Annotated in this window: 8 protein-coding genes; 3 read left to right on the plus strand and 5 right to left on the minus strand. The window is 50.4% G+C overall.

Going from position 1 to position 11,457, the window contains the following annotated elements; translation table 11 throughout:
* Nucleotides 1–4 precede the first annotated feature (4 nt).
* Nucleotides 5–3,154, minus strand: coding sequence for a hypothetical protein (locus tag BHV83_RS20180; RefSeq protein WP_122204046.1), 3,150 nt, complete (start codon nt 3,152–3,154; stop codon nt 5–7).
* A gap of 127 nt (nt 3,155–3,281) precedes the next feature.
* Between BHV83_RS20180 and ribF the strand changes: the two genes are divergently transcribed.
* From ribF to BHV83_RS20195, 3 genes are read left to right on the plus strand one after another with little or no spacing between them, the layout of a single operon-like run.
* On the plus strand, nt 3,282–4,208 hold the full coding sequence (ribF, locus tag BHV83_RS20185; protein WP_122205636.1) for a riboflavin biosynthesis protein RibF: 927 nt from the start codon (nt 3,282–3,284) through the stop codon (nt 4,206–4,208).
* 9 nt (nt 4,209–4,217) lie between these two features.
* Entirely contained in the window at nt 4,218–5,273 is a 1,056-nt protein-coding gene (locus tag BHV83_RS20190; protein ID WP_005633509.1) for a M20 family metallo-hydrolase, read from the plus strand.
* 54 nt (nt 5,274–5,327) lie between these two features.
* Complete coding sequence (locus tag BHV83_RS20195; protein WP_119215330.1) at nt 5,328–6,617, plus strand: lipopolysaccharide biosynthesis protein; 1,290 nt, start codon at nt 5,328–5,330, stop codon at nt 6,615–6,617.
* A gap of 56 nt (nt 6,618–6,673) precedes the next feature.
* On the opposite strand, the gene BHV83_RS20200 is transcribed toward BHV83_RS20195, so the two are convergent.
* Genes BHV83_RS20200 through dut form a run of 4 tightly spaced genes read right to left on the minus strand, consistent with a single transcriptional unit; the run spans nt 6,674 to nt 11,022 of the window.
* Nucleotides 6,674–7,951 carry a murein hydrolase activator EnvC family protein gene (locus BHV83_RS20200; protein WP_286757943.1) on the minus strand — a complete coding sequence of 426 codons (1,278 nt, stop codon included), beginning with the start codon at nt 7,949–7,951 and terminating at the stop codon, nt 6,674–6,676.
* Between the two features lies 1 nt (nt 7,952).
* Nucleotides 7,953–8,792, minus strand: a complete 840-nt coding sequence (gene lolB1, locus BHV83_RS20205; RefSeq protein ID WP_119215328.1) for a lipoprotein insertase outer membrane protein LolB1 — start codon at nt 8,790–8,792, stop codon at nt 7,953–7,955.
* On the minus strand, nt 8,785–10,551 hold the full coding sequence (locus BHV83_RS20210) for a tetratricopeptide repeat protein (protein ID WP_122205683.1): 1,767 nt from the start codon (nt 10,549–10,551) through the stop codon (nt 8,785–8,787). The genes lolB1 and BHV83_RS20210 overlap by 8 nt, the downstream gene beginning before the upstream one ends.
* A 39-nt stretch (nt 10,552–10,590) precedes the next feature.
* Entirely contained in the window at nt 10,591–11,022 is a 432-nt protein-coding gene (gene dut / locus BHV83_RS20215; RefSeq protein WP_005644980.1) for a dUTP diphosphatase, read from the minus strand.
* Nucleotides 11,023–11,457: the final 435 nt, after the last annotated feature.

Below are 11,457 nucleotides of genomic sequence, written 5' to 3' on the forward strand. Positions count from 1 at the left end.
CTAATTATTCATTAACAAACACTTCATGTACACCCGGTTCATCGAATTTTATCGGTTCGACCTTTCCGGTGACAGCATTCATACATTGAACTACATCGTTTCCGGTAGTCTGGACCTTGACCACCCAGCCGTTCTCTTTCTTGCAGACAGACAAGATATCCGTCGTATTGGAAGCCGGCATGACAGCCAAGCCGTCAGCGCAATGGATGGTTTCAATATGATAACGGCGCACAACAACCGGAAACTTTTTACCTTTATAGATAAAGGTGGCCGGACGCTGGTCTTGGTCGCTCGCCCAATCGGTATTCAACAGATAGATCGTACGGCGGTCCGAATGATCCCAAACCGTGAAACCGACTGAAGGAGCCGCCTCCATCCAGCCTTTGCAGGTTTCCTCACCGGCAGCCTTGGCAGCAATTTCTTTCATGGCTTCCACATAATCAGCTTTCAACATCGTTTCGGCTGGATAGGCTTTCTGGGGGAAATAGATGATTTTTCCCGAACCGCAGGCGATCTCCGTCTTAGTGGTCAGTTGCCGGTAATTTTCTCCCAACATCTCACGGATAACCGCATCGTCGGCAGGGAAACGGACCGGCTGGTCGGGCTGCAACTCTTCGTTCAGATGGGCCGCCGTGAGCAAAAGCGTTCCGCCCTTGAATACAAAATCGCGGATACGCAGGAAGTCATTCGCGTCGTAACTGTTCCATCCGAGGAAGATCATCGCCTTATATCGGTCCATCACGTCTTGCGGTGCTTCGACAGGCAGCAAGTCAACCGTACCGTAAGGGGTGGAAGTAAACCAACCTTCCGGCCCGCAGCCATCCACGATATTGTCCGGATAGAAGACATTCAGCAGATCGAAACTCTCGCATGCCTTATTGAACTTCCATTTATCACCCTTCTGCGACCACAGGCTGCCACGACCGAACGACTTCCAGGCGTCGTTACGCCCCTGGATCACGGCAATATTGCTTCTCAAGTCGCCACGGCGGGAATGCGTTTCCACGAAATCGAGCATCTGATGCTGGGCAAACAGATGTTCCTTGCCGGAAACGGAATAACGGTCGTTCATATATTCGTCCGTCCACAAGGCCTCTTCCGTATTCATATGGGAAGAACCGTGCATATAAGCAACGGCCAGCGACATATACAGGCGCAGGGAGTGTTTCGGATCGGTAAACGGCCCTGAGCCCCATTGCATGGCATGAAGCGTCCCGTAAAGCGGACGGCTGTAGGCGCGGGATGCACCACGCAGGGAAGAGAGTATGATTTCTTCCGGCCCGTACATCTGTTCGGCTCCCAGCCAGTCGTAACCGGCTTGATACAAATAACGGAACAGCGTGGACGGTCCCGTATGGCGCGTGCTCGGACCTTTGGAATAGCGGAAATTGGCAACGAGCTTGCGGGCGCCGTCGGCCATGTCCGTCACCCCTTCCGGATCATAATGGATAAAGACACCGTGGTCGGTATAAATCGGACGATGTTTGGCAAAGATTCCGCCATAAGGACGGTTGCGTGCCGCCATATCGGAGAATACTCCCTGGTACTGGAAATGCTGCCAGTAATAGTAGCCGCCGTCATTCTCATGCGCCTGCTTGCCACGGAACATCGGGGTAGCCAATGTTTCCAAAGAAGGATTGATCCGGCTGCCTGCCAGCGTACGTCCTTCGACTTGCCAGGCGTACGGGATCTTCAACTGGTCCAGCAACCGGGTGTAATGGCCGATGACGGCAGGATCAGCTACTCGGAAACCGCTCCACTGGTAGGAAGGACGGAACTGATACCAGTTACCGATCCGGTTGGAAACATACCATTTGAAGAAATAATCATACGGCGTATATTGCTTGTCGATATAGATTTCGTCACCGGACGAAAGATAGATCTGCTCTGCCTCCTTGTCGATCACCTGGCGGATTTGCGCCTGTTCCGTACGGCTGCCGTCGTCAAACACCAGCGGGATGGCGTGACCGACCTCGCCTGCACGCATTTCCACGACATGTAGGCCGGGGATTTCAAACAGGCATTCCTGCTCGGCAGGCGTGGCAGCACCGTTTACCTTTATTTTGAGGCTGACATTCGGCTTATTCGTCTCCACCAATATACCGAAAGAGGCGTTTTTGGCAACATATTCAGGAACGGAAACGACTTCAAAATCGCGTGCGGTCTCTTCGATGATCTCCAGGCCGCGCAGTTCATACGGATAAGCAGCGCGATGCGGCTCTTTCCGGAGCGTCAGCTTCATCTCTCCACTGCCATGCAAGGAAGACGGAAGCGGGATATAGAAGTCCGCCACATTGGAAGCGCGGTCGAAGATGTTTCCTTCGAAAAGCGTCTCCCCGTTAAATTCGAGCTTCCACATCGGCCAGCTGCGGGTTGAGAGGTTACAGCCGATCCAGTAGTTGTAGTTGTCCGGTTTTTGGGCAAACTTGGTGAACGGTATGGAGCAAACCGCTTTCTTGTTTTGTATCAGGCGCGGAGCTTCCACCCAACATTCGCCGCTGAAATGCGTCCCGCCGATACGCAGGAAAGCACAAGCCACATTTTCCGGCAATGTGAATGTCTCAGACACCGTCTGATATTTTCCCGTACCTTCCGGGACCGGCATGTAAAGCACGGTATCCGGCTTGTCATAGATATCGTCAGCCGCCCGTCCCAGTTTCCGGTAGAACAATTCGATCTCGACTCCGAAATCACCATTCCCGGAAACAGTCAACCCCTGTTTCTTCACGACCGGCAGCGTTACCGTCAGTTCACCCGGCTTCAGCAACTTACCGGAAATGCGGTAATAGGCATGGCGCTCGAAATTATCATCTTCGCCTTTGAAATAAAGCGAATAACGGTCCTTTTTACGGATCACCGAATCCAAGTTGTCGTCAATATAAAACTCGGACCGGCGGAACATTTCTTCACCTCTGTTCTGAAAAGGAGCAGGCATCTTTACTCCTCCGATCACACGTAAGAATTTTCGCGTCGGGATTCCGGATTGTCCGAAGGTAACGGTTTCGGAGATACTCTGATCGGGTTGGAGCAGATGTGTTTTTTCACTTCCTGCGGGAGTAAAGACGACCGTTCTTGTCTCTTTCCAGGAAGATGCAGCGTATGCCTGAAGTACGGCAAAGACGATCAGGCATAGGGAGATACATGTTTTTTTCATATAAACTTAATACAAATGTTTTTCGTTCAAATCACTTTCCAAATGTACGATTTATTTCCGTATTATTATTACTCGCAGTTTTTATGTACTTTTGTAGATATAATTATAAGTACCTAAGACTGAAAAGATGATTGTTGTAAGAGACACGGAGACATTGAAAGGGAAAAGGCTGGTAGCCACTATCGGCTTTTTCGACGGAGTTCATCTGGGACATCGTTTTCTGATTCACGAACTGAAGCAGGTGGCCGAAGCCGCCGGATTGCCTTCCGCCGTCATCACGTTTCCCGAACATCCCCGTGCTGTCCTGCATGCCGACTATCAGCCGAAGTTGCTCAATTCGTTCGAAGAGAAATTGAAACATTTGGCTTCCACCGGGATCGACTATTGTATCGTGCTGGACTTCACCCTCGAACTATCCCGCCTGACGGCAAAAGAGTTTATCACTACCGTATTGGCAGACCGGTTGCATGTGGACACGTTGCTGATCGGCTACGACCACCGTTTCGGGCATAACCGCGAGGATGGCTTCGAGCAGTATGTAACCTATGGCGAAACTTGCGGCATCCGGGTTATCAAGGCTTCGCAATACAGCGAAGGAGAGGCGGCCGTCAGTTCTTCCGAAATACGGAAACTCCTTGCGGAATGCCGGGTGGAGGAGGCGGCTCATCTGCTGACTTATCCTTACGGGCTGAGGGGAAGTATCGTCAGCGGTTATAAGGTCGGCCGGAAATTAGGTTTCCCGACCGCCAATATCCAAGTGGACGAGCCTTTCAAGATCATTCCGGGCATCGGCGTATATGCCGTTCGGGTATATCTGAACGGACAGCGTTACAAGGGAATGCTGTACATCGGTAACCGCCCGACCCTGGACAACGGGGACAACATCACGCTGGAAGTAAACATCCTCAACTTCTCAGGCGACATCTACAATAACGAAATAACAGTCACGTTCATACAACACGTACGAGGCGACATCAAATTCGACACCCTCGACCAGCTGATCGACCAACTGAAAAAAGACAGGGAGACGGTGGATAGAATATTAACGGAATAAAACATAATCATGTACTACGACGCAATAGACCTATTAAAAGGGATGATTTCACGTCCTTCTTTCAGCAGGGAGGAGGGAGAAACGGCTGATTTTCTCAAGCAGAGCTGGGAAAAAGCAGGGTATAAGGTGAACCGCAAAGGGAATAATCTGTGGCTGATCGCTCCCGGTTTTGATCTGGACAAACCAACTCTGCTGCTCAACTCCCATATCGACACTGTCAAACCGGCTTCGGGCTGGACGAAAGATCCGTTCAATCCGGAGGAGACGGAAGACGAGCGTCTGTACGGCCTTGGCAGCAATGATGCCGGCGCGAGCGTAGTCTCTCTTTATGAAGCATTCAGGGTGTTATCAGGGAAGGAACAACCCTACAACCTGATCTTCCTAGCTTCATGCGAAGAAGAAGTTTCCGGCAAGAACGGACTGGAAAGCGCTCTTGCCGACCTTCCCCCCATCGCATTCGCCGTTGTCGGCGAACCGACCGGCATGCAACCTGCCGTAGCTGAAAAGGGGCTGATGGTACTGGACTGTGTCAGCACCGGCAAGGCAGGACACGCCGCCCGGAACGAGGGGATCAATGCGATCACGCTTGCGATGAAAGACATCGAATGGTTCAACACCTATCAGTTCCCGGAAAAAAGCGATTTCCTCGGACCGGTGAAAATGAGCGTCACGATTATCCACGCCGGGACACAGCACAATGTCGTTCCGGACCGCTGCGAATTCACCGTCGATATCCGGACAAACGAATTCTATCCCAACGAAAAACTGTTCGAACTGATCAAATCGCAGGTCGGCTGCGAAATAAAAGCCCGCAGCTTCCGCCTCAACTCCACCCGTACAGATTTGCAACATCCGTTCGTACGCCGTGCCGTCATGATGGGAAAAGAGCCTTTCGGTTCGCCTACTTTGAGCGACCAGGCCCTCATGCACTTCCCTTCCGTGAAGATCGGACCGGGAAACTCCGCCCGTTCCCATGCAGCCGACGAATATATCGGCCTGATGGAGATACGGGAAGCAATCGATATGTATATCAAGCTGCTCGACCAATTGACGATTGACAATTGAAAAAGAGCAAGATCACTCTACCGCATCCTCTCTTTCTTCAAACTTTCAATTAATATGAGGGACCTCTTCACAACCATCGGCACACGTTACCTAATCGCCATCCTGAACCTGGCACTGATCTTTGTCAATGCCAAGGTATTGGGTGTCGAAGGAGTCGGACTGGTCGGGCTGATTCTGGCGATAGTAGGAATCGCCACCATGTTCTGCGGAATATTGGCGGGAAATACGATCGTCTATTTCATGAACCGCTATTCCATGCAAGCCGTATTTTTGCCTTCCTACTGCTGGACACCCGTCGGAGCAGGCATCGCTTGCGGCAGCATGGCCATCCTCGGAGTGCTTCCCGAAGGGCACGCTCTTGATATTTATATTCTTTCCACCCTGACCTCCCTCGTTGCCGCAAACTCCCGTTTCCTGTTGGGAAAGAATCAGATTTTCGGGTTCAACCTGACCTTTGTCTTGCAAGGAGGATTACTATTTTTTGTCTTATTATTCCTTTATTACGGATTGAAGATACAGAACGTAACCGCTTACCTGTGGGGAATGTATTTCACAAACGGCATCGCGTTTCTCGTCAGCCTTTTCCTACTCCTGCCGTTTCTGAACAAAAAAGAGGCAGATCCCCGGAAGGGACGCTCCCAATACGCTCTTTTGAAAGAGATGTTTGCTTACGGGCTTTGGGGAAGTGCGGACAATATTGCCGAGATCCTGACTACCCGCCTCAACTATTTCCTGATCCAACGGTTTGCCGGGTTGGGAAGCGTCGGACTGCTGGATGCGGGAACCAAGATTTCCGAGAGCGTCTGGCATATCAATCGCAGCATCGGCTTTATCACATACAGCCGCGTTGCCCGGACACATAAACCCGGCGAGCAAAAACAAATCACGCTCCGGTTCTTCAAACTAACTTTTTGTGCCATCACACTTGCGACCGGCTGCATTCTTCTGATACCGGAATGGATCTATACGGATTATCTGTTCAGTGCCGAGTTCGCAGGGATGCACAACGTCATAACAGGGTTGTCGGCCGGAATCATAGCACTGGCCTGCAACAGCATACTATGCCAATATTTTACCGGAAGCGGCAAAATACGTTACAGCACGGGCAGTTCTTTTGTCGGTTTGATAAGCCTGCTTGTTTCGGGCTACCTGCTGATCCCGCACTACGGAGTGTTCGGATCGGCCATCAGTTCCAGTATCGCATTCAGCACCATGCTGGCATTCTCCATGATTATTTTCTGCAGGAAAACAGGAACTCGCCCAAAGGACTTTCTGATCAATAAAGAGGATGTGAGGTTCGCACTCCGGAAACTCCGGTTGACACATGACGACGATCAGCCCTGACACACCTGCTACATCCGTCGTGACGCGCCCCCGGTCAGCCTCAATGCGCCTTTTCGTCAATCCAGCCACGGAGCCGGATTCAGTTTCGTCTTTTCTTTCCAAAGCTGGAAATGAAGGATTGTGGCATTGCCGTCCTCTGTATCGGTAAAGATCTTTCCGATCGCCTGGCGGGTACTCACCTTATCGCCTGCCTTCACATAGACCTGGCTCAAGTTGCTATATACCGTCAAATAGTTACCGTGGCGGACAATGACCGAATTGTTATATCCCGGAACAACGAACACACGCGTCACCTCACCATTGAACACGGCGCGGGCATCCGTACCCGGAGCGGTCTGGATGTCTATACCGCTGTTATTCGTACGGACATACTTCAATTCCTGGTGCTGCTGTTCGCCGAAGGCAGCGACAATCGTATGGCGGCCGGACACAGGATAAGGCAAACGCCCCTTATTGCTTGCAAAATCATCGGATAAGCGCTTCTCGGCCTTTGTCATGGCATACCCGCCTTTGGTGTCGGCGACACGTTCTTCGCGGACCGGATCCGCCTCCGGTTTTGTTTCAGGGACTTTCTTTCCTGAAGCAGCCGCCTTTTCACGTGCCAAACGGTTCCTTTCAGCGCGGGCCGCCCGTTCGCGGGCAGCTTTGGCCTCGGCTTCGGCGCGGGCGATTTCTTCGGCTATCTGCTTTTCGATCTGGCGGTTCAAGGCATCAGCCTGCTGCTTTTTCTTTTTCAGGTCGGCCTGCAACTGTTTCTGTTTCTGGTTTAACTGCTGCACCTCTTCTTTCTGGCTCGATTCCTCGGTCTGGAGCTTACGACTTTCATCCTCCCGCGCACCCAATAAGGCGTTCTTCTCGGCACGTGTCTTTTCCAGTTCTTTCTGCTTGCCGGCAATTTCCTTCTGCTTACCGATAATTTCGGATGCCTGCTTCTTCTGCCAGTCGGCATACTCGCGAAGGTAACGCATACGGCGAAGGGACTGGGCAAAATTGTCGGCGGAAAGGATGAACAACAACTTATCCTGCGAACTGCGGCGTTTGTATATGCTTTGAACCGATTTACCGTAATTCTGCCGTTTATTTTCCAACTCTCTTTCCAGTTGGGAGATGTTCCGGCGGGAAGCGGCTATCTGCTTGTCTATTTCCCCAATCTCCTGGTTCAGGAGGCTGATGACCTGTTTGCGGGAAAGGATCTGTTTGGAGAGCAGGTTCAGCCGGTTCAGCGAGTTACGCGCCGTCTGCCGCGTCTCGTCCAATAGCTGGCTGGTCATCTCGATCTCGGCGGAAACAGAACCGACCGACAGCACGAATATGACGAACCAGAAGTATCTCATCTTACATTTTATTACTACTCAACGATTTGATGATCTGAGACAATGTGATACGTTTATATTTGGCAGGAATGGAAAAATCCATTTTCACCGGGACATCCGTCTGCATGCGGGAGAAATGCAACGTGACTCCTCCTTGCGAAGTGCCATCCTTCATCACCTGCACATCCATTCTCATCGGGAAAGGCTGTCCGTCTACCAAGCGAAAATCAGCATAATCCCATTGCAAGGCGTAACGGTCCGAAGGTTCGGAAATACAGGTTGAGAGAATCTTCTCCTCCCCGTCCGCCATAAAGGTGTACAGCAACCCCATCACGTCTTTTACCTGTATTTCGGCTGCGGGCCCGTCCTGCTTCAGCTTAAAGCGGTTGTACAGCTTCGGGCTGATCCCCTGCTGTCCGGGAAGGAACAGACGGTTGGTGAAAAGTGCCTGCAGATTATAAAAATTGAACTCGATCGGTGTCTGCCCTTTCAGGTTGGCATAATTGTCAGCCACATAGCGCTTGTTCATACGGTCGATCACCTTTACGCTGTCCACACTGATCTCGGCGCGGAAAACCTCGATACCTAAAAAGGGTTGCACGGACAACTGGAAAGCACTGTCTTTTACCATCTTCAGATCCACACGCGAACTCATATTGTTGCCCGGCAAGTTCAAGTCCACGTTCAGGCGTGCAGTCAGGGTTTCATACTTGAACGCCTGCTCCTGCATAAGCGTAAAGAACTCGTTATGCGCTTTCGCCCCGCCCGCTTCGACCGTACCGACTTTCTTGGTCGATTTACAACCTGTGAACGACAGGGCGATAAAAAAGACCAGCGCAAAGGCAAGGCTTATCTTATTCATTCTTGACCTCCTCTTCTATATAGGTTCCCTCTGCGATCTTGCGATCCAGCACATCGCTTTCTTTTCCCATCTCCTTCGCTTTCTTCCATTGTTCAAGCGCCTTTTCCTTATCGCCGCTCATGAAGAGGATATCGCCGTAATGGTCTACCAGCTCGGAGCTTTTGGTCGTATCGTTGGCAAGCGCACTCTCTATGTATATCTTGGCAAGCGTATAGTTTCCCTGTACAAAGAATATCCAGGCATACGTATCGAGATATGTCGAATTGTTCGGTTCCAGTTTGACTGCCAATGCACTCATCCGTTCCGCCTTTTTCAGATCTTTCTTTTCCAGCGAGAGGAAATAGGCGTAATTATTGAGGACGACCACGTTCTTGTCGTTGTACTTCAACGCTTCATCATACGCTTTATAGGCTTCCGGCATATTCTTGATCTGATAGTAGATATCGCCTATCTGTCCGTAAAAATCAGACTTCAACCCTACGTTCGTCTCCGGGATAATCTCCAGGCCTGCCTTGTAGGTATCCAGTGCATCCTGATACTTTTCCTGCTGGAAATAAGCGATCCCAAGATAAAAGTAATACTCCGGTGCATCGGGGAAAAGCTCCTGGCAACGGGTACAGATACGGATCACTTCGGGAATCTCTTCCGACTTCAACGCCAGATTCAAGAGTTGTTGCCAGGCAGCAGCATTCGAAGGTTCCATCTCGGTAATCAGCTGAAACTGGAAACGGGCCTCATCAGTCTTCCCCTGCGCAACCAGCAGACTGCCGTACATCTGTTTCAGATCGGTATCTTCCGGATGCTGTTCCAGTAATGTCTGGAAAAGGGCATTCGCACTCTCGGTCCCCTTCTTCGTCTGCTGCAGTTTGAGAATATAACGGGACAGGATACCGACTTTCGTCTCGACATCCAATTTCTCGTTCACTAATGCATTGCGTATCTGCGTCTCGGCGGCGTCCTTATTACCGACGACTTCATAATAGTTCGCCATAGAGACAATGTAATAGGGACTTTCCGGATCGATTTCGTGTGCTTTCTGATAATATTTCAACGCTTTGACCGTATCATTCTTTTCCAAGTGGAGATCCCCCAAAATGATCTGATAGCGGGATTCCATCGGGAATTTGGCGGCAAGCTTTTCCACCTCTTTGAACGCGTTATCGTTCTGCTCCAACGCATTATACAATTTATATTTCTGCATGGAAAGCGCCTCGCTCATGCCTATAGACGATTCGAGGGCGTCATAAGCATCGATCGCCTTCCCGATTTCACCTTCCTGCGTAAGCGCATCCGCCAAGTAATAGTTCAACTCCGGTTTTCCGGGATAATCTTTTACAAGCTTCTCATACTCGTCCGACGCCTCGCCGAACATACCGAGGTTGCGGCTCATTGTCGCCAACGCCAGCCGGTAGGTAAAATTATCGGAACTGTAAGCCACCGCACGCCGCAACATCTCCAGCGACTTTTCCGGACGGTTCAGCTGGGCATAAAACGAAGAAAGTTCGTATAAGACGGCCGAGGCGGTCGAATCGATCGCCAGACAATGGTTAAAGGCATCATAAGCGGCATCGAATTTTCCGGCTGCCTTCAGGTTCAGCCCTTCATAGAAGAAGTAATCGAACTTCCGCTGATCCCCGGCACTCACTTGATTCGACTTCGACGATATTTCCACCTTCGCCTCCTGATCCTGCGCCCTCAACGATTGCGAACTCCCGATCAGGAATAACAGAAAAGATATCGAGATCAGAGACTTTAGCATCCCTCCCATATTTTTTAATTCTTAATTCTTAATTTTTAATTATTTCCCCGTGTGGCCAAAGCCGCCGGCTCCCCGTTCGGTGTCGTCCAGCACTTCCACCGGCTGCCAGACGACCTGGCTGTGAGCCGTGATCACCATCTGGCAAATACGCTCCCCGTCATTGATGGTAAACGGTTCGGAAGAGAGGTTTATCAGGATTATGCCGATCTCGCCGCGATAGTCCGCATCGATAGTACCCGGCGTGTTCAGCAATGTGATGCCATGCTTCAATGCCAGACCGCTACGGGGGCGCATCTGTGCCTCATAGCCTTCCGGCAACGCGATATATAATCCGGTCGGTATCAGTTTCCGTTCAAGGGGTTTCAACACTACCGGTTCCGCCAGATTTGCACGAATGTCCATTCCTGCCGACAGCGGAGTCGCGTATCCCGGCAGCGGATGGTGTGACTTATTTATGATCTTTACTTCCATAAACTCTTTTATTTCCGGGCAAATTTACATAAATATCCCTGATTACCATCTCCTGGAAGTTCCATTATTCTTTAAATTATACTAAGTACACCTATATGCATCCACACCGGAGTGTTTTGATTCCCTTATGATGCTTTTTCTTCAAAACAAGCAAGAAAAGTACCGAAAACAAGCAGAAATGATCACAGACATCCCCATCTTGCACCTTTCAACATCCGGATGTATGGGGCGGTTACACCCGGATGTTTCTGCTCCGGACACCCGGATGTATGGAAACAAAACATACCAACTAATTGATTAATCTATGCTTATATTGCAAAACAAAGACTATGACTTTCTGTCTCGTCCTGAAATAGGTTGACTTCATAAAAGTCAACAAAGATGAAAAAAGAGAAGTCATTGACTCGTCGCAAGGGTGAACCTTATCCTTTGGAG

The sequence above is a fragment of the Parabacteroides sp. merdae-related_45_40 genome, assembly GCF_001915675.1.

What these genes read in the sequence shown, in the direction of transcription:
- BHV83_RS20180 (WP_122204046.1), bottom strand. Translation starts at nt 3,154, where the DNA reads ATGAAAAAAACATGTATCTCCCTATGCCTGATCGTCTTTGCCGTACTT.
- ribF (WP_122205636.1), top strand. Translation starts at nt 3,282, where the DNA reads ATGATTGTTGTAAGAGACACGGAGACATTGAAAGGGAAAAGGCTGGTA.
- BHV83_RS20190 (WP_005633509.1), top strand. Translation starts at nt 4,218, where the DNA reads ATGTACTACGACGCAATAGACCTATTAAAAGGGATGATTTCACGTCCT.
- BHV83_RS20195 (WP_119215330.1), top strand. Translation starts at nt 5,328, where the DNA reads ATGAGGGACCTCTTCACAACCATCGGCACACGTTACCTAATCGCCATC.
- BHV83_RS20200 (WP_286757943.1), bottom strand. Translation starts at nt 7,951, where the DNA reads ATGAGATACTTCTGGTTCGTCATATTCGTGCTGTCGGTCGGTTCTGTT.
- lolB1 (WP_119215328.1), bottom strand. Translation starts at nt 8,792, where the DNA reads ATGAATAAGATAAGCCTTGCCTTTGCGCTGGTCTTTTTTATCGCCCTG.
- BHV83_RS20210 (WP_122205683.1), bottom strand. Translation starts at nt 10,551, where the DNA reads ATGCTAAAGTCTCTGATCTCGATATCTTTTCTGTTATTCCTGATCGGG.
- dut (WP_005644980.1), bottom strand. Translation starts at nt 11,022, where the DNA reads ATGGAAGTAAAGATCATAAATAAGTCACACCATCCGCTGCCGGGATAC.